Source organism: Rhodococcus triatomae, assembly GCF_014217785.1.
GTDB classification, from domain to species: Bacteria; Actinomycetota; Actinomycetes; order Mycobacteriales; family Mycobacteriaceae; genus Rhodococcus_F; species Rhodococcus_F triatomae.
Map to the genome: position 1 here is coordinate 3,382,665 of NZ_CP048814.1, position 18,970 is coordinate 3,401,634.

Annotated in this window: 14 protein-coding genes; 8 read left to right on the top strand and 6 right to left on the bottom strand. The window is 67.6% G+C overall.

Translation table 11 applies throughout. From position 1 onward, the window contains the following. Positions 1 to 153: 153 nt before the first annotated feature. The 4 genes from G4H71_RS16070 (at position 154) to G4H71_RS16085 (ending at position 10,045) form a co-directional block, all read left to right on the top strand. On the top strand, positions 154 to 786 hold the full coding sequence (locus tag G4H71_RS16070; RefSeq protein ID WP_072738465.1) for a hypothetical protein: 633 nt from the start codon (positions 154 to 156) through the stop codon (positions 784 to 786). A 92-nt stretch (positions 787 to 878) separates the two neighbouring features. Beyond that, complete coding sequence (locus tag G4H71_RS16075; protein WP_246442079.1) at positions 879 to 1,736, top strand: hypothetical protein; 858 nt, start codon at positions 879 to 881, stop codon at positions 1,734 to 1,736. A gap of 727 nt (positions 1,737 to 2,463) precedes the next feature. Beyond that, complete coding sequence (gene rpoB / locus G4H71_RS16080) at positions 2,464 to 5,970, top strand: DNA-directed RNA polymerase subunit beta (protein WP_072738464.1); 3,507 nt, start codon at positions 2,464 to 2,466, stop codon at positions 5,968 to 5,970. A 118-nt stretch (positions 5,971 to 6,088) separates the two neighbouring features. Continuing rightward, positions 6,089 to 10,045 carry a DNA-directed RNA polymerase subunit beta' gene (locus G4H71_RS16085; RefSeq protein ID WP_072738361.1) on the top strand — a complete coding sequence of 1,319 codons (3,957 nt, stop codon included), beginning with the start codon at positions 6,089 to 6,091 and terminating at the stop codon, positions 10,043 to 10,045. A gap of 266 nt (positions 10,046 to 10,311) precedes the next feature. Here the strand turns inward: G4H71_RS16085 and G4H71_RS16090 are convergent, their stop codons facing one another. The 3 genes from G4H71_RS16090 to G4H71_RS16100 are packed head-to-tail and all read right to left on the bottom strand — an operon-like array spanning position 10,312 to position 12,205. Next, positions 10,312 to 10,872, bottom strand: coding sequence for a TetR/AcrR family transcriptional regulator (locus G4H71_RS16090; protein WP_072738463.1), 561 nt, complete (start codon positions 10,870 to 10,872; stop codon positions 10,312 to 10,314). Between the two features lie 44 nt (positions 10,873 to 10,916). After that, positions 10,917 to 11,414 carry a SixA phosphatase family protein gene (locus tag G4H71_RS16095; protein WP_072738360.1) on the bottom strand — a complete coding sequence of 166 codons (498 nt, stop codon included), beginning with the start codon at positions 11,412 to 11,414 and terminating at the stop codon, positions 10,917 to 10,919. Continuing rightward, the gene (locus tag G4H71_RS16100; protein WP_072738359.1) at positions 11,411 to 12,205 is read right to left on the bottom strand and encodes an acyl-[acyl-carrier-protein] thioesterase; all 795 of its coding nucleotides are present in this window, start codon (positions 12,203 to 12,205) and stop codon (positions 11,411 to 11,413) included. The genes G4H71_RS16095 and G4H71_RS16100 overlap by 4 nt, the downstream gene beginning before the upstream one ends. Positions 12,206 to 12,352: 147 nt before the next feature. On the opposite strand from G4H71_RS16100, the gene G4H71_RS16105 reads away from it, so the two are divergent. Both G4H71_RS16105 and G4H71_RS16110 read left to right on the top strand, forming a co-directional pair. Further along, a complete protein-coding gene (locus G4H71_RS16105; RefSeq protein WP_072738358.1) occupies positions 12,353 to 14,017 on the top strand; it encodes an FAD-dependent oxidoreductase in 1,665 nt (554 codons plus the stop codon). A 101-nt stretch (positions 14,018 to 14,118) separates the two neighbouring features. Next, positions 14,119 to 15,081, top strand: coding sequence for an NADPH:quinone oxidoreductase family protein (locus G4H71_RS16110; RefSeq protein ID WP_072738357.1), 963 nt, complete (start codon positions 14,119 to 14,121; stop codon positions 15,079 to 15,081). A gap of 37 nt (positions 15,082 to 15,118) precedes the next feature. Here G4H71_RS16110 and G4H71_RS16115 read toward each other — a convergent pair whose 3' ends face one another. Continuing rightward, entirely contained in the window at positions 15,119 to 15,538 is a 420-nt protein-coding gene (locus G4H71_RS16115) for a PaaI family thioesterase (protein ID WP_072738356.1), read from the bottom strand. On the opposite strand from G4H71_RS16115, the gene G4H71_RS22680 reads away from it, so the two are divergent. Continuing rightward, positions 15,522 to 16,043 carry a hypothetical protein gene (locus G4H71_RS22680; RefSeq protein ID WP_246442076.1) on the top strand — a complete coding sequence of 174 codons (522 nt, stop codon included), beginning with the start codon at positions 15,522 to 15,524 and terminating at the stop codon, positions 16,041 to 16,043. The genes G4H71_RS16115 and G4H71_RS22680 overlap by 17 nt on opposite strands. Positions 16,044 to 16,096: 53 nt before the next feature. On the opposite strand, the gene G4H71_RS16125 is transcribed toward G4H71_RS22680, so the two are convergent. Together G4H71_RS16125 and G4H71_RS16130 are read right to left on the bottom strand one after the other, a co-directional pair. After that, positions 16,097 to 16,951: an EamA family transporter gene (locus G4H71_RS16125; RefSeq protein WP_072738355.1), complete on the bottom strand. Its 855-nt coding sequence runs from the start codon at positions 16,949 to 16,951 to the stop codon at positions 16,097 to 16,099. A gap of 59 nt (positions 16,952 to 17,010) precedes the next feature. After that, positions 17,011 to 17,856, bottom strand: coding sequence for a glycoside hydrolase family 16 protein (locus G4H71_RS16130; RefSeq protein ID WP_083343098.1), 846 nt, complete (start codon positions 17,854 to 17,856; stop codon positions 17,011 to 17,013). 206 nt (positions 17,857 to 18,062) lie between these two features. Between G4H71_RS16130 and G4H71_RS16135 the strand changes: the two genes are divergently transcribed. Further along, positions 18,063 to 18,890 carry an SDR family oxidoreductase gene (locus G4H71_RS16135; RefSeq protein WP_072738354.1) on the top strand — a complete coding sequence of 276 codons (828 nt, stop codon included), beginning with the start codon at positions 18,063 to 18,065 and terminating at the stop codon, positions 18,888 to 18,890. Positions 18,891 to 18,970 lie beyond the last annotated feature (80 nt).

Here is an 18,970-nt window from a genome sequence, read left to right on the forward strand (position 1 = left end):
ACAACGGCGACGTGCCGTGACAATCAGTAGGGTATTGATGTGAAACCGAGCACTACCGAATCGCAGCCGCAACCCGAGGACGCACCCGGCCCGCCGCCCCAGTCGGCGTCCGATCGCACAGGTGCCGCGAAGGCGGCGCTCGTCGCAGTCGTCGTGGCGGCGGTGATCGCCGCCGTGGCGGCCGCATGGTTCGGGTTCCTGTGGGTCTCCGCGATCTTCGGGGACCGTTCCACCGCTGACACCCGTGACGACGCGATGAACGGGGCGCGGCAGGCGGCGATCAATCTCAACTCGTTCGACGTGGCCCAGATCGATCAGTCCTTCGAGAACATGCGTTCGTCGATCACCGGCGATCAGATGAACACCGATCTGGACGAGACCGTCGAGATGTACGAGGCCCAGATCGCCCAGGCGGCCGAGGACCAGATCTCGGCGGAGCGGTCCGAGGCGGAGCCACTGCACAGCACGCTCACCGAGTTCAACGAGGACGACGGCACCGCGACGGCGCTGGTCGTGGTGGCCGTACGCACCACCTGGCCGGATCATTTCGAACGCACGCGCGTGACGATGCGGCTCGGGCTGCAGGAAGTGGACGGTGTCTGGAAGGCGTCCACCGTGGAACCGGTCGGTGTGCCGACGCAGCTGGAGGTCGGTGAGGTTCCGGGTGCCGCCCCCGCTCCGGAAGGTGGCCAGCCGGCCCCCGCGCCGGGTGATCCGGCCGAACTCGCCCCGGTCCCGCTCCCGGGTGACTCCGGAGAAGGACAGAATCCTGAAGGCGGACAGTAGGACTCACCCGGTCTCGATCGGGCCCGCGGCGGGTACTCCCGCCGGCGAATGTAGGAAGTGGTGAAGTAATGCCTCCCCAGCGTCGAAGGATCGTGCCAGGAAGCACGCCGAAACGCCGGCAGCGCTATGTGGCGGGCACCCGTCCTCGCGCGGATGAGCCGCCCCGGAAGTCGCCCGCCTCGGACCCCACCGTGGGGGTCGAGGGGGAGGAGAAGCAGGTAGAGGGGACTGCGGAGGAATCCAAGGCTCCCGCTGTTTCCGAGTCGGGCGCACCCGAGGCGGGTGCGCCCGAGTCGAGCACACCCGACACGGCCGAGGCCCAGGAGCCGGGCGCGCCGGTCGAGGTACAGAAGCTTCCGCCGCCGAAGGCGTCCGATGCCGTGTCCGTCCCGTCGGAGGTGCCCGCCTCGGGAGGCCTCCCGCCCGAATCGGGCAGTACCGCAGTGGATTCCGGGAACGCCCCCTGGCGCACCGTGGCGATCGTCGGCGCAGTTGCTGTCGCGCTCGGTGCATTCGCGGCCGTGGCTGCGTGGAAGCCCGGCGCCGACGTCGACAACCTGGCCTGGGTGGACCAGGGTCTCACCTCTGAGGTGACGGCTGCCGCCACCGAAGCGATCGAGACGTTGTCGTCCTACAACCACGAGAGCATCGACGAGGACTTCGACCGGATCCGGTCCGTTCTCAACGAGGAGAAGCTCGCCGAGTTCGAGCAGACTGCCGAGACCACCAAGAGCGCGGCGATCCAGACCCGAACGGCGACCGAGGCGATGGTCACCGACATCGGTGTCTCGTGGCTCGAGCCGGATCGGGCGGAGGTGCTCGCACATCTCAACGTCAGTGCGACCGGTGACGGCATCGCGCAGGGCAGTGTCGCCGGACCGATCCTGGTGCGACTGGAGAAGACCGACGGCGAGTGGCTGCTGTCGTACATCTCGGACAACGCCGGATAGATCCAGCTCGTGACGCATCGGTCGTAGGGGCGGCCGGGATGTCGAAAAGATCGGTCTGACGGTCCGACAGGGTGAGCCCGTCGAGTTCGACTGCAGGGCAACCGAAGTGGTGAACTGAGGGAGCTGCCCGGCTCGCCGATGCGGAAATTCGTTGCATCGCGACGGTCGGGATCGGCCACCTGGCGGGCGGTGGTGGGCGGGCCGTCGACCGTGCTGCCTCCGACCATCCGGCCCGTGGCGCCCGACCATCCGGCCCGTGGCGCCCGACCATCCGGCCCGTGGCGCCCGGCCATCCGGGTGGCCGGCGTCACGCCCGGGCCGGGGTGCCGCTTCGTGCATCGACGCCCCGTCGGAGTGGCGCACGGCATATCCGGCGCGGGAGCCGCGACGGCCGTCGCCCGGAGGGTTCCGGCGGGCGACGATCGGGCAACTTCCGCGTGGCGCATCTTGACGGGGCGATGATCACGCGTCACTCTGATGCGTGAACTCGCGAGCCGCCGAGCGACCCGGGCGGTGAGCGAGGGGCATTCTTCGACACCCGACTCGACATCTCTCGAGTTTGGGTGTACTTTTGGACGTTGCGCTGGCTGCCTCCTGTCCACCTCTCGTCCGCACCCTGCGAAGTGACTCACTTCCAGTACTGACGAAGAGTTTCGTTCGGGTTGTGACCAGCGAAATTCGAAGCAGATACAGCGGCGGTCGCAACAGCAAGAGCGGCCCGCGTGAGGTGCTGGAAGGACGCATCTTGGCAGTCTCTAGCCAGACCAAGGCAGTTTCCGGAATCCCCGGAGCCCCGAAGAGGGTTTCCTTCGCGAAAATTCGCGAGCCCCTCGAAGTCCCCGGGCTCCTCGATCTCCAAACAGATTCGTTCGAGTGGTTGATCGGCAGTCAGAATTGGCGCGAGCGTACAGCCGCGCGCGGAGACACCGCGGTCACCGGCGGTCTCGAGGACGTTCTCGCGGAGCTCTCTCCGATCGAGGACTTCTCGGGTTCGATGTCCCTGTCCTTCTCCGACCCTCGCTTCGAGGAAGTCAAGGCCTCGGTCGACGAGTGCAAAGACAAGGACATGACCTACGCGGCGCCGTTGTTCGTCACCGCGGAGTTCATCAACAACAACACCGGTGAGATCAAGAGCCAGACGGTCTTCATGGGTGACTTCCCGATGATGACCGACAAGGGCACGTTCATCATCAACGGCACCGAGCGTGTCGTCGTCTCGCAGCTCGTCCGCAGCCCGGGCGTGTACTTCGACGAGTCGATCGACAAGAGCACCGAGAAGACGCTGCACAGCGTCAAGGTCATCCCCGGCCGCGGTGCGTGGCTCGAGTTCGACGTCGACAAGCGCGACACGGTCGGTGTCCGCATCGACCGCAAGCGCCGTCAGCCCGTCACGGTGCTGCTCAAGGCTCTCGGCTGGACCACCGAGCAGATCACGGAGCGGTTCGGCTTCTCCGAGATCCTCATGGCGACGCTGGAGAAGGACAACACCGCGGGCACCGACGAGGCGCTGCTCGACATCTACCGCAAGCTGCGTCCGGGTGAGCCGCCCACCAAGGAGTCCGCGCAGACCCTGCTGGAGAACCTGTTCTTCAAGGACAAGCGCTACGACCTCGCGCGGGTCGGCCGCTACAAGATCAACAAGAAGCTGGGCCTGAACATCGGCCAGCCGATCGAGGCGTCCACCCTCACCGAGGAAGACATCGTCGCCACCATCGAGTACCTGGTGCGCCTGCACGCCGGTGACACCACGATGACCGCTCCCGGCGGCGCCCCGGTACCCGTCGAGGTCGACGACATCGACCACTTCGGCAACCGTCGTCTGCGTACGGTCGGCGAGCTCATCCAGAACCAGATCCGGGTGGGCCTGTCCCGCATGGAGCGGGTGGTCCGCGAGCGCATGACCACGCAGGACGTGGAGGCGATCACGCCGCAGACGCTGATCAACATCCGTCCCGTCGTGGCAGCGATCAAGGAGTTCTTCGGAACGTCCCAGCTGTCGCAGTTCATGGACCAGAACAACCCGCTGTCGGGTCTGACGCACAAGCGTCGCCTGTCGGCTCTCGGCCCGGGTGGTCTGTCCCGTGAGCGTGCCGGCCTCGAGGTTCGCGACGTGCACCCGTCGCACTACGGCCGCATGTGTCCGATCGAGACCCCCGAGGGTCCGAACATCGGTCTCATCGGTTCGTTGTCGGTGTACGCGCGGGTCAACCCGTTCGGCTTCATCGAGACGCCGTACCGCAAGGTCGTCGACGGCAAGGTCACCGACCAGGTCGACTACCTGACCGCAGACGAGGAGGACCGTCACGTCGTCGCGCAGGCCAACTCGGCTGTCGACACGAACGGGCACTTCACGGAGGAGCGCGTCCTGGTCCGCCGTAAGGGCGGCGAGGTCGAGTTCGTCTCCTCGGCCGACGTCGACTACATGGACGTCTCGCCGCGGCAGATGGTCTCCGTCGCGACCGCGATGATTCCGTTCCTCGAGCACGACGACGCGAACCGTGCCCTCATGGGCGCGAACATGCAGCGTCAGGCGGTGCCGCTGATCCGCAGCGAGTCCCCGCTGGTCGGTACCGGCATGGAGCTGCGTGCCGCCGTCGACGCCGGTGACGTCATCGTCAACGAGAAGTCGGGCGTCGTGGAGGAGGTCTCCGCGGACTACGTCACGGTCATGGCCGACGACGGCAGCCGCAAGACCTACCGGCTGCGCAAGTTCGCCCGGTCGAACCAGGGCACCTGCAGCAACCAGCGTCCGATCGTGGACGAGGGTCAGCGGGTCGAGTCCGGCCAGGTCCTCGCCGACGGCCCCTGCACCGAGAACGGTGAGATGGCGCTCGGCAAGAACCTGCTCGTGGCGATCATGCCGTGGGAAGGCCACAACTACGAGGACGCGATCATCCTGAGCCAGCGGCTCGTGGAGGAGGACGTGCTCACCTCGATCCACATCGAGGAGCACGAGATCGATGCCCGCGACACCAAGCTCGGTGCCGAGGAGATCACCCGGGACATCCCGAACGTCTCCGACGAGGTCCTGGCCGATCTCGACGAGCGGGGCATCATCCGCATCGGTGCCGAGGTCCGGGACGGCGACATCCTCGTCGGCAAGGTCACGCCGAAGGGCGAGACCGAGCTGACGCCGGAGGAGCGCCTGCTGCGTGCCATCTTCGGTGAGAAGGCCCGTGAGGTCCGCGACACGTCGCTCAAGGTGCCGCACGGCGAGAACGGCAAGGTCATCGGTATTCGCGTGTTCTCACGCGAGGACGACGACGACCTGCCTCCCGGTGTCAACGAGCTGGTCCGCGTCTACGTGGCCCAGAAGCGCAAGATCCAGGACGGCGACAAGCTGGCCGGCCGGCACGGCAACAAGGGCGTCATCGGCAAGATCCTTCCTCAGGAGGACATGCCGTTCCTGCCCGACGGCACCCCGGTCGACATCATCCTGAACACCCACGGTGTGCCGCGTCGTATGAACATCGGCCAGGTGCTCGAGACGCACCTGGGCTGGATCGGCAAGACCGGATGGAACGTGCAGATCGCCTCCGACGGCTCCCGCCCGGACTGGGCCGAGAGCCTGCCGGAGGAGATGCTGTCCGCCCCGGCCGACTCGAACATCGCCACCCCGGTGTTCGACGGTGCCAAGGAGGACGAGCTCACCGGTCTGCTCGCGTCCACGCTGCCCAACCGCGACGGCGACCTCATGGTCACGCCCGACGGCAAGGCCACGTTGTTCGACGGTCGCTCCGGCGAGCCGTTCCCGTACCCGGTCTCGGTCGGCTACATGTACATCATCAAGCTGCACCACCTGGTCGACGACAAGATCCACGCGCGTTCGACCGGTCCGTACTCGATGATCACGCAGCAGCCGCTCGGTGGTAAGGCCCAGTTCGGTGGCCAGCGCTTCGGTGAGATGGAGTGCTGGGCGATGCAGGCCTACGGCGCGGCGTACACGCTGCAGGAACTGCTGACCATCAAGTCGGACGACGTGGTGGGCCGCGTGAAGGTGTACGAGGCCATCGTCAAGGGCGAGAACATCCCGGAGCCCGGTATCCCCGAATCGTTCAAGGTGCTCCTCAAGGAGCTCCAGTCGCTCTGCCTCAACGTGGAGGTGCTGTCCAGCGACGGTGCCGCCATCGCGATGGCGGACGGAGACGACGAGGATCTCGAGCGCGCGGCTGCGAACCTGGGCATCAACCTGTCCAGGAACGAGGCGGCGACGGTCGACGACCTCGCGAACTAGGAGCCGACCCGGCGGGGTGCACTGCACCCCGCCGGGCCCCGGCAGAGTGCACGAGCCGTTCCACGGCAGTGATAGCGACAACTAGTAGCAACAACCCGAACAGGGGAAAGGAAGTTACGTGCTCGACGTCAACTTCTTCGATGAACTCCGCATCGGCCTTGCCAGTGCAGACGACATCCGTAACTGGTCCTACGGCGAGGTCAAGAAGCCGGAGACCATCAACTACCGCACGCTCAAGCCCGAGAAGGACGGCCTCTTCTGCGAGAAGATCTTCGGCCCCACCCGGGACTGGGAGTGCTACTGCGGCAAATACAAGCGGGTCCGCTTCAAGGGCATCATCTGTGAGCGCTGCGGCGTCGAGGTGACTCGCGCCAAGGTGCGTCGTGAGCGCATGGGCCACATCGAACTGGCCGCTCCGGTCACGCACATCTGGTACTTCAAGGGTGTGCCCAGCCGGCTCGGTTACCTGCTGGACCTGGCGCCGAAGGATCTCGAGAAGATCATCTACTTCGCCGCCTACGTCATCGTCGGTGTCGACGAGGAACTGCGCCACAACGAGCTCTCCACTCTCGAAGCCGAGATGGAGGTCGAGAAGAAGTCGGTCGCCGATCAGCGTGACGCCGACCTCGAGGCCCGGGCACAGAAGCTCGAAGCCGACATCGCCGAGCTCGAGGCCGAGGGCGCCAAGGCCGACGTCCGCCGCAAGGTCAAGGACGGCGGCGAGCGCGAGATGCGTCAGCTCCGTGACCGCGCCCAGCGCGAGCTGGACCGGCTCGACGAGATCTGGACGACGTTCACGAAGCTGTCGGTCAAGCAGCTCATCGTGGACGAGGTGCTCTACCGCGAGCTCGTCGATCGTTACGGCGAGTACTTCACGGGTGCGATGGGCGCGGAGTCCATCCAGATCCTCATGCAGAACTTCGACATCGACGCCGAGGCCGAGTCGCTGCGCGAGACCATCCGTAGCGGCAAGGGGCAGAAGAAGCTCCGTGCGCTCAAGCGGCTCAAGGTGGTCGCGGGCTTCCAGGCCAGCGGCAACTCGCCCATGGGCATGGTCCTCAACGCCGTTCCGGTGATCCCGCCGGAGCTGCGTCCGATGGTGCAGCTCGACGGTGGCCGGTTCGCGACCTCCGATCTCAACGACCTGTACCGCCGCGTCATCAACCGCAACAACCGCCTCAAGCGTCTGATCGATCTCGGTGCCCCCGAGATCATCGTCAACAACGAGAAGCGGATGCTGCAGGAGTCGGTCGACGCCCTGTTCGACAACGGTCGTCGTGGCCGTCCCGTCACGGGACCGGGCAACCGCCCACTGAAGTCCCTGAGCGACCTGCTCAAGGGCAAGCAGGGCCGGTTCCGTCAGAACCTGCTCGGCAAGCGCGTCGACTACTCCGGCCGTTCGGTCATCGTCGTCGGCCCGCAGCTCAAGCTGCACCAGTGCGGTCTGCCGAAGCTGATGGCGCTCGAGCTGTTCAAGCCGTTCGTCATGAAGCGGCTGGTCGACCTCAACCACGCGCAGAACATCAAGTCCGCGAAGCGCATGGTCGAGCGTCAGCGTCCGCAGGTGTGGGACGTGCTCGAAGAGGTCATCGCCGAGCATCCGGTGCTGCTCAACCGTGCACCCACCCTGCACCGCCTGGGCATCCAGGCCTTCGAGCCGCAGCTCGTCGAGGGCAAGGCCATCCAGCTGCACCCGCTCGTGTGTGAGGCGTTCAACGCCGACTTCGACGGTGACCAGATGGCCGTGCACCTGCCGCTGTCCGCGGAGGCACAGGCCGAGGCACGCATCCTGATGCTGTCGTCGAACAACATCCTGTCGCCGGCGTCGGGCCGTCCGCTCGCCATGCCGCGACTGGACATGGTGACGGGTCTGTACCACCTGACCCGGCTCGTCGAAGGTGCCGAGGGCGAGTACCAGCCCGCGACCGAGGACGAGGCGGAGCAGGGCGTCTACAGCTCGCCGGCCGAGGCTCAGATGGCCGTCGACCTCGGCGCGCTGTCGGTGCAGGCGAACATCAAGGTGCGGCTGACGCAGCAGCGTCCGCCGCGCGAGGTCGAGGAGGAGCTCTTCCCCGAGGGCTGGACCGCGGGTCAGAGCTGGATCACCGAGACCACGCTCGGCCGGGTCGTCTTCAACGAGCTGCTCCCGGCGGACTACCCGTTCGTCAACGAGATCATGCCGAAGAAGCGTCAGGCGACGATCATCAACGATCTCGCCGAGCGTTACCCGATGATCGTGGTCGCGCAGACGGTCGACAAGCTCAAGGACGCCGGCTTCTACTGGGCCACGCGTTCGGGTGTGACCGTCTCGATCTCCGACGTCCTCGTGCCGCCGGAGAAGGCTCAGATCATGGAGGCGTTCGAGGCGCAGGCCGATCAGATCGAGAAGAAGTACCAGCGTGGTGCGCTCAACCACGCCGAGCGCAACAGTGCTCTGGTCAAGATCTGGTCCGAGGCCACCGACGAGGTCGGTAAGGCCATGGAGGCGCACTTCCCCGACGACAACCCGATCCCGATGATCGTGAAGTCCGGCGCGGCCGGAAACATGACTCAGGTTCGCTCGCTCGCCGGCATGAAGGGTCTGGTGACGAACCCGAAGGGTGAGTTCATCCCGCGTCCGATCAAGTCCTCCTTCAAGGAGGGCCTGACCGTTCTCGAGTACTTCATCAACACTCACGGTGCTCGTAAGGGTCTGGCCGACACCGCGCTGCGTACCGCCGACTCGGGTTACCTGACCCGTCGTCTGGTGGACGTCTCGCAGGACGTCATCGTCCGTGAGACCGACTGTGGCACCGAGCGTGGCATCGTCACCACCATCGCCGAGAAGCAGCCGGACGGTTCGCTCATCCGCGACGCGCACGTCGAGACCTCGACGTACGCCCGCACCCTGGCCGCGGACGCGGTCGACGAGAACGGCAACGTCGTCGTCGAACGTGGTCACGATCTGGGCGACCCGGCGATCGACGCGCTGCTCGCAGCGGGCATCACGCAGGTCAAGGTTCGTTCGGTGCTCACCTGCACCACCGGCACCGGCGTCTGCGCCACCTGCTACGGCCGCTCGATGGCCACCGGCAAGCTGGTCGATATCGGTGAGGCTGTCGGTATCGTCGCCGCACAGTCGATCGGTGAGCCCGGCACCCAGCTGACGATGCGTACCTTCCACCAGGGTGGTGTCGCCGGAGACGACATCACCGGTGGTCTGCCGCGCGTCCAGGAGCTGTTCGAGGCCCGTGTCCCCAAGGGCAAGGCCCCGATCGCCGATGTCACCGGACGGGTGCAGCTCGAGGACGGTGACCGCTTCTACAAGATCACCATCGTCCCGGACGACGGTGGCGAGGAAGTCGTCTACGACAAGCTGTCCAAGCGTCAGCGTCTGCGTGTCTTCAAGCACGACGACGGCAGCGAGCGTCTGCTGTCGGACGGCGACCACGTCGAGGTCGGTCAGCAGCTCATGGAGGGTGCTGCCGATCCGCACGAGGTGCTTCGTGTGATGGGCCCCCGTCAGGTGCAGATCCACCTCGTCAACGAGGTCCAGGAGGTGTACCGGAGCCAGGGTGTGTCGATCCACGACAAGCACATCGAGACGATCGTGCGGCAGATGCTGCGCCGTGTGACGATCATCGACTCGGGCGCGACGGAGTTCCTGCCCGGATCGCTCGTCGAGCGCAGCGAGTTCGAGGCGTCCAACCGGCGTGTCGTGTCCGAGGGCGGCGAGCCGGCTTCGGGTCGCCCGGTGCTCATGGGCATCACGAAGGCGTCGCTGGCCACCGATTCGTGGCTGTCGGCGGCCTCCTTCCAGGAAACCACCCGAGTGCTCACCGATGCGGCGATCAACTGCCGCAGCGACAAGCTCATCGGCCTGAAGGAGAACGTGATCATCGGAAAGCTGATCCCCGCGGGTACCGGTATCAACCGGTACCGCAACATCCAGGTTCAGCCGACCGAAGAGGCCCGTGCCGCCGCATACGCGGTGCCGTCCTACGACGACCAGTACTACGGCCCGGACGGCTTCGGCCAGAACACCGGTGCCGCGGTTCCGCTGGACGACTACGGTTTCGGGACCGACTACCGCTAGTCGGGTAGTCGGCATCAGTACCGACTACCGCTAGTCGGGTAGTCGGCATCAGTACCGACTACCGCTAGTCGGCTGAAGGCCGAAGGCCCCGCCCCTTTCTCTTCGGGGGCGGGGCCTTCGTCTGTCTGTGCGTCGGTCACCGCCTGTACGTCACCCGCCGCACGCCCCCGGTTCCGGCACAATGTCACATCGGTTCGCTCAGATCGAAACTGTGGGTCACCGTGCCGAACAGGCCGCGTCGGCAGTGGGCGAAAGGGGCGACGACGTCAGTCGCCGAGGAGGCCGCTCTCGACGAATCGCGTGAGGGCGGCGAGGCCGTCGGGGTCGGTGCCTTCCCAGGAGCTGACGAACTCGCGGGTGATGGTGTCGAGGAGCAGCGTGGTGAACAACGGGGAGCCGGGGAGCGTGGCGCCCGACTCGGCCAGACGCTCGAGCGTGACGGACCACGGCTTCAGGTGCACGGCCCAGAAGTCCCGCATGCCCGCAGCGAAGTCGCGATCGACGAGAGCTGCCTCGTCGAGAGCGTCCAGTGCGGCGCGATGGCGGGAATGGACCTGCCACAGCACCTGGAGATACGGGCCGATGTCGGTTCCGGCGGGCGTGCGAGTGGCGATGGCGTCGGAGTCGGCCGCGATCTCCTCGGCCAGAGCGAGCAGCACCGCTTCCATACTGTCGAACTGTTCGTCGAACTCGGCGTGGCTGTGCCCGGATTCGGTGGCGATGTCGGCGACCGAGGTACCGACGTATCCGCGGACCGAGAGCACGGTGCGGGCCGCGTCGAGCAGTTCCGCGCGCAACCGGGCGGTGTTCTCCTGACGTCTGCTCACGAATTCCACTCTGTCACGCCGGGCCCCGGCCTTCCACCGGCTCGTCAGCGGGGTATGTGGAATGTGACCAGTGTCGAACCCGACGGCGCGATGTCGCGCCAGTCGCCCGGCACGGAGAGGACGGCGAGCGCGGACGTCGGAAACCTGCTGCGGATTCCGTCGGCCGCCGGCGAGTCGATGTTCCCGGCGAGGGTGAGGGCGGTGGCCGGCATTCCGGGTTCGTGGCCGACGACGAGGAGCGTGCTCACCTCGGGCGCGGTGTGCGCGATCTGCGCGAGGATCTCCTCCGGACCGGCGCCGTACAGTTCGTCGCGGAAGGACGTCGGCGCGGTGAGCCCGGTGGCGGACAGCGTCTCACGGGTTCGTCGCGCGCTGGAGCAGAGGACGGCATCGATCGGCGGCAGATGCGTGCGGATCCAGTCGCCGGCGAGACCTGCCTGCCGCAGACCTCGTTCGGCCAGCGGGCGTTCGTGGTCCGGGGTGCCTTCCGGGTAGGCGGACTTTCCGTGCCGGAGGAGGACCAGGGTGCGCGAGTTGGTCACGACAGGTCCGGGTCCGGGCCGGCGGTGTTCGGGGGCGACGAGATCCTCGCGGTGGCGCGCACCGCTCCGTCGACGACGAACCAGATGGTCAGGGCGGTGTCGTCGACCCGTGAACGGAGCGCGATCTGGTCGGTGGAGACGATGGGGGACAGGTACTCGACGACCGCGCGGTGTGGGACATCGACCAGGTGGGGAGCTCGCCGGGCGAGCTGTTCCTCGACGGCCTGCCAGTAGACGGCGTTGTTGACGTGGTCGAACGGGTCGATGTCGGTGTGTCGGAGGACGAACGGGGCATCGGTGACTCCGGGCTCCGCGGCGTCGGGGAGGTCGTCGGTGATCCACCGTTTCCACTTCAGCCGGTGCTCGGCCGTCGACTCGGCGAGTCGTTCGATGAACCTGTCGCTCATGCGGGTCGGCATTCCGGTTTCCGGGCTGATGTTGATCCAGAATCCGGATGTCTCGATCACCGCGCCGGAACCGGCGGTGATCTGGACCCGCATGTCCGCCCAGCGGGTGGAGAACCCGGAGCACCACCGCAGCAGGCGGATGCGCTCCGGGCCGTCGGTGGGTTTGAGGACGTCGATGACCGTGCGGCGCACGATCCACAGGGGATGCGTCTCGAGGGCGCCGATCGCCTCCAGGTTGTCGGCGCCCATGTCCTGGAGGTAGCGGGCGATGCCGTCGAGGCGCAGGCGCTGGGTGGCGTCGATGTCGCCGGTGCGAATCGGCCACGAGTTCTCGTAGAAGTGTGCAGTCTCCGGGACGGCGGCGAGCGGCTGTTCGATGGTCACGTGTGGTCCTCACCTCGGAACGGACTCGACAGATTGTCGCATCACAGCCCCTCCCTTGTAAGGCAGGCCGGGGCTCAGTACAGTCATTCGTAACTGTTACTGCATGTAACACTCAGCTTCGACCGGCCGGATCTGCGAGGAATTCTCATGGCTTACGTCATCACCCAGGCTTGTTGTAACGATGCGAGCTGTGTCTCGGCCTGCCCGGTGAACTGCATCCATCCGACGCCGGAAGAGCGCGAGTTCGCCCAGTCGGAGATGCTCCACATCGACCCGCAGACCTGCATCGACTGCGGTGCCTGCGTCGATGCCTGCCCGGTGGACGCGATCTTCCCCGAGGACAAGCTGTTCGGATCGCTCGAGCGGTACAAGGACATCAACGCCGAGTACTACCAGGCGCACCCGATGCCGGAGGACTGGATCCCGCTGACGCCGCAGACGCCGCCGCGTCGCGGTCTGGGGACGTTGCGGGTCGCCGTCGTCGGCGCCGGGCCTGCGGCCTGCTATGCGGCGTGCGAGCTCCTCGAACGTTCGGACGTCGAGGTCGAGATGTTCGAGCGGCTCCCCACCCCGTGGGGTCTGGTGCGTGCCGGGGTGGCCCCGGACCATCCCGGCACCAAGGAGGTGACCCGGATGTTCGAATGGAATCTCGACCGGCCGAACTTCGCCATGCACCTGGGTGTCGAGGTCGGCACGCACGTCACGCACGACGAGTTGCTCGCCCACCATCACGCCGTGATCTACGCCGTCGGCGCGTCCAGCGACCGGGCGCTCGGGGTGCCGGGCGAGGACCTGCCCGGCGTGCACGCCGCCACCGAGTTCGTCGCCTGGTACAACGGTCACCCCGATTTCGCCGACCGCTCGTTCGCCTTCTCCGGACGTCGCGTGGTGATCGTCGGCAACGGGAACGTCGCCCTCGACGTCGCCCGCATCCTGACGATGGACGTGGACGAACTCGCGCGCACCGACATCGCCGATCACGCACTTGCCGCACTGCGGACGAGCAACGTGGAGGAGGTCGTCCTCCTCGGCAGGCGCGGCCCGGCCCAGGCGGCCTACTCGAACCCGGAGTTCCTGGCCCTCGGCGACATCGACGGGGTCGACGTGATCATCGACGAGGCCGATCTCGACCTCGATGCCGCGAGCGCGGAAGCTCTCGCGGACCCGGCGACGGCGATGAAGATGGAACTCGCCCGCGAGTTCGCGGGCCGTGCGCCTCGCCCCGGTCACAAGCGCATCGTCTTCCGCTACCTGTCCTCGCCGGCCGAGATCCTGGGATCGGGCCGAGCAGAGGGCGTCCGGGTCACCCGCAACGCCCTCGACGTCGACGAATCGGGACGGCTCGTGGCGCGGTCCGCGGGCGACGGTGGCACGCTCGAGACGTCCCTGGTACTGCGGTCGATCGGGTATCGGGGCGAACCGGTGGGCGGAGTGGCGTTCGACGAGCGCCGCGGGATCGTTCCCAACGATCACGGCAGGGTGACCGACAGGGTGTACGTCACGGGGTGGATCAAGCGAGGCCCCAGCGGCGTCATCGGCACCAACAAGGCGTGCGCCAAGGAAACGGTCGCCGCCGTGCTCGAGGACTTCGAATCCGGCCGACTCGCGCGTTCGGTCGGCAGCCGCAAGGACGTGCGCGCTCTGCTCGATCGACGGCAGCCGGATCGTATCGGCTTCGAGGGGTGGCGATCGATCGACCGCGCCGAGACCGCACGGGCCGCCGGTACCGCCCGGCCGCGGGTCAAGCTCACCGACACGCGCGAGATGATCGCCGTGGCGCGGAAGAAGCGACGGCGCCTGTTCGCCCGATGAGTGCCGGTAGTACGGCTGCGAGCCCGGGAGTGGCTGCGGGGACCGGGAGCACCGGGACGGAACCGGCCGGGCGGGGTGCCCGCCCCGATTAGGCTCGGGGCATGCGTGCAGTGGTGGTGTCGGGCTTGTCGGGACCGGGTGCGATGACATTGACGGACGTCGCCGAGCCGTCGGGCGACGGGCTCGTGGTGATCGACGTCGAGGCCAGCGGTGTCTGCTTCCCGGATCTGCTCGTCACGTACGGCAAATACCAGCTTCGTCCGCAGCCGCCGTTCGTCCCCGGCACCGAGGTGGCCGGAGTCGTCGTCTCGGCGCCGGAGGGCAGCGGGTTCACTCCGGGGCAGCACGTGGTCGCGGCGCCGGGAATCGGCGGGTACGCCGAGAAGGTGGCGGTTCCCCCGGAGATGGTGCTGCCGATTCCCGAGGATCTGCCGTTCGATCGCGCGGCGTCGCTGATCATCAACTATCAGACGGTGGAGTTCGCGCTCACCCGCCGGGCGCGCCTGCAACCGGACGAGACCGTCGTCGTGCTGGGTGCGGCGGGTGGGGTCGGGACGGCGTCGATCCAGTTGGCGAAGGCGCACGGTGCCCGGGTGATCGCGGTGGTTCGCCGTGAGGGCGCCGACGACTATCTGCGCGAGCTCGGGGCGGACGAGGTCGTCCGGCTCGAAGACGGGTGGGGGGAGCGGGTCCGGGAACTCGCCGACGGAGGTGCCGACATCGTGATGGACCCGATCGGCGGTCCGAGCTTCGACGAGGCCGTGCGGGTGCTGGCGCCCGAGGGCCGGCTGGTGGTGATCGGCTTCGCCGGTGGCTCGATCCCCGAGATCAAGGTCAACCGTGTGCTGTTCCGCAACATCTCCGTCGTGGGCGCGGCGTGGGGAGAGTTCGTCCGCACCCGTCCGGAGGCGCTGCGCGAGGTCCACGAGTCGCTGATGGAGTTGGTCGGGGAAGGGCTCGAGCCGGTGGTCACCGTGCGCTACCCGATCGAGCGGGCAGCGGATGCGCTGATCGATCTCGAGGCCGGGCGCATTCTGGGCAAAGCGGTACTCGTGTACGGATAGAGAGCCGCCCGGGTGGAGATCGTCGCGCGCTGCCCCGTCAGTCGGGTGGATCCGGCCGGTCCACCAGCCGCGCCGAGCCCTGTGCCGCCGCGCAGAGGGTTTCGGTGCCCTCGGCGTCGACGGTGAAGATCTCGCAGCGGCACAGGGCCTGTTTGCGGCTCGAGTTCACGGTGCTCGCGACCGCGCGCAGCAGGGTGCCGGTTGCCGGCCGGAGGTAATCGATACCGAATCCCGCGGTGAGAATCCGTGGGCCGAGGACGCTTCCGGCCGCGAACGTCAACGCGTTGTCGGCGGCGTAGGCCAGGACACCGCCGTGTACGTACCCGTTCTGCTGGAGCAGATCCGGTCGGACGGGGATCTCGAGCACCGCCTCACCGTCCTGGAACCGGGTGATGCGCGCGCCCATCATCCGGCTGAAGGGCTGGGCCTCGAGAACTTCGGTGGCGATCGACGACATGGTTCTCCTCGTGTCCGGCAGTGGCGTGGTGGCCCCACCGAACCTAGTTCGGGGACGAGTCCGTCGCGAGCGTATTTGCCCGGGCCGCATCGTGTGGGCGGCAGACGAGCGTGTCTCCCCGGAATTGTCGGACCGCGCCGATACCCTGGTCGAAGAGCGATGGCCGGAAGCGAGGCAGGTCGTGGTCGACAGCAGTACGTGGGATGCAGACTGGCAGTTCTATGCGGTGGTCGAGACCACCGCGCGTGGTGGTCATCTGTTGGCGACCTTCGGCCCACGTCCCAGCGCACTCGATGCACTCGAACTCGCGGTGCGCTCGGTCAACCACACCGCGTATTCCCTTCTGGAACAGGGCATCGCGGGCAGTCCCGTGCAGGATCCGCGGCTCGTCGAGCAGTGCCCGATCACGTCGTTCACCATTCGCAGGCGCAGTACCAGCACCAGTGAGCTCGATCAGCGCTGGATGCTCACGGGAGGGAAGCGGCCCGGACGTGGACGGCGTTAGGCCTGAAGGGCGTTAGGCCTGAAGTGCAATAGGTCTGCAGGGGTGCATGCGCGTCAACGGCGTCCGGTGACGACCGAGCCGATCCCGGCGACGACGACGAGGGCTATGGCGAACAGGGTCACGCCCCCGAGCAGCTGACCGAGGACGAGCGCCCCGGCGAGTGCCGCCGCCGCGGGCTCGAGTGCGATCAGGACGGCGAACACCTTCTTGTGCAGGACTCTCAGGGACCACAGTTCCAGGGTGTACGGAACGACCGACGACAGCAGGGCCACCGCCGCCCCCACCGCGAGCACGGTGGGGTCGACGAGCACCGCCCCTCCGGAGGCGACGCCGAAGGGCAGAACGAGGACGGCGGCGACGATGCTGGCGCCGGCGAGTCCGTCCGCGCTCGGCAGCGTGGCGGCCAGGTTCGAGCCGGCCAGGATGTAGCCGGCCCAGGCAGTCGCGGCGACCAGGGCGAACCCGACACCCACCCCATCGAGTCCGCCGTGCTGGTCCCGGAGGCCGAGGAGGGCGACGCCCGCGAAGGCGAGCAGGACCCACAGCGCGTCCCTCGGGCGGCGAGTGAGGACGGCTGCCAGAGTCAGCGGCCCCAGGAACTCGATGGTGACCGCAGTGCCGAGCGGCAACCGGGACAGCGCCTCGTAGAACGCGGCGTTCATCACCGCCAGGGCCAGGCCCAGTGCGAGGACGCCGTGGAGTTGCGTGCGGGACCAGCGTCGCGGGTTCGGTCGCACGAGAACACCCAGGACGATTGCCGCGATGGTCAATCGTAGGAACACCGCGCCGCTCGCCCCGACCCGGTCGAACAGTGTGGTGGCGAAGGCCGCGCCGAACTGGACCGAGAGGATGGAGACGAGTACCGCAGCGGTCGGGAGTGCCTGCCCGCGGTCCTCGTGTGTGCTCACCCCGACAGTGTCCCCCGCCTGTCCTGCGCTGTCCTCACCCCTGTCCCGTCACGCCGAATTCACCGGCCCGCAGCGGAACCCGTCCAGGCGGGCGGTGACGGCGGTGGCGGTGGCGGGGACGTCGGCCCCGGGCCGTCGTACGCCCACACCGAGACCCAGTCGACGAGGAGATGCCCCGCGCTGTCGCCGTAGCCGTTGGTCTCGGTCTGCAGCTGCCACCGCATCGGACCGGACGGTACCCAGTCCGTGCTGTCGAGGACCACGACGTCGTCGAGCAGGTAGCGAATGCGTCCGGGCGTCCACTCGATCGTGTACGTGTGCCAGTCGGTGAACCGGGCGCCGATGTCGGTGGAGATCTCCTGGCAGCCGACGCACGCGCCCTGCCCGGCATGGTGGTGGTAGCCGAGGGCCGTGCCGGACAGGTGGCCTTCGGGGAAGTCGAACTCCCCGTCCTCGGGCCATCTCTCGGACTGCGGCCACAGCAGCCAGGCCGCGTAGTACTCGTCCATTCCCGGCGTGTCCACCCGCATCCGCGCCGAGTAACGCCCGTAGGTCTGATACTGGCCGACACCGTCGATGAGTGGTGACGGGTTGGCGCCCGCCGGAACCCCGTCGACCTGGTGCAGGTGGAAGTCCAGGACTCCGTCGTGCACGCTGAGCACCCGGTCGGCACGGTAGGGCCGCTTCTGATAGGTGTCGGGGTAGCACCGTGGGTAGACGCGCCACTTCTGGCCCTGCGCACCGGTGTAGACGATGTCGTCGGGTGAGCATTCGTTCGCCCAGGAGCCGGTGGGTGCATCGGCGGTGAAGTCGTCGGCGAAGATGTGCCGCCACCCGGGGAGATCGCCGACCGGAACGGGAACCCCGGAGGGGGCGGCTGGTTGCGCGATTCCTCCGGGAGCCATGACTGTCAGTATGGCCGCCACGACGACGGCGACGACGGTGGTCCGGCGCGGTGGCCGAACGTGTGCGCGGTTCTGCTGCCGGGTGCTCCCGGGTCTTCCCACCTCGGTGGTCACAGCCGAAAAGCTAGCCAGCGGATCGAGGTTACGGATGGGTACGGTCGAATTCGGAATCCGTTCGGGGTGGATATCGGCCGGAATGAGGCACGATGGGAACCGTGCCGCAATCGCAGCCGCCGCTGTCGGGGCGGGTCGCCCTGGTGACGGGTGTCGGTCGCCGCCGCGGTATCGGCTTCGCGGTGGCCCGTCGCCTCGCCGGAATGGGTGCCGACCTGTTCCTCACCCACTACCGGCCCCACGACGAACTGCAACCCTGGGGAGCCGACGACCCGGCCGAACTGCGTGCTGCGCTGATCACGGAGTTTCCCGGCACCAGGGTGGTCGACGAGGGCGCCGATCTTGCCGATCCGGGCGCGCCGCGCGCCGTCGTCGATGCCGCGGTCGCCGCCTTCGGGCATCTCGACATCCTGGTGTGCAACCAGGCGCGCAGCGGGGGAGACGGTGCGCTGGCGGATCTGGACGCGCAGATGCTCGACGGTCACTGGCACGTCGATGCGCGTGCGACCCTGCTGCTCACCCAGGAGTTCGCGCGTCGGCACGACGGGCGGAAGGGCGGCCGGGTCGTGTGGATGACCTCGGGGCAGAATCTGGGTCCTCTGCGCGGAGAAGTGGCCTATGCCGCGGCCAAGGCCGCGCTCGCGGGAGTGTTGCCGACCGTCGCCGACGAGCTCGTGGACAGTGGCATCGTGCTCAACGCGGTCAACCCGGGACCGGTCGACACCGGCTACCTTTCCGTCGACACCGCCGACCGGAGCCCCGAGATCGTGCGAGCGGTCCGGGCGGCGTTCCCCGGGGGCCGGCCCGGCGAGCCGGACGATCCGGCTCGGCTGATCGCCTGGCTGGTGTCCGACGAGGCTCGGTGGGTTGTCGGTCAGGTGATCGATTCCGAGGGTGGGTTCCGGCGTTCCCGCTGGTGAGTGCCGCCAGTGGCTCCGGTGAGGACGAACATCCGGTGAAATACAAGCAAGCAAGCTTGCTTTTTTGGAGTCCCGATGTG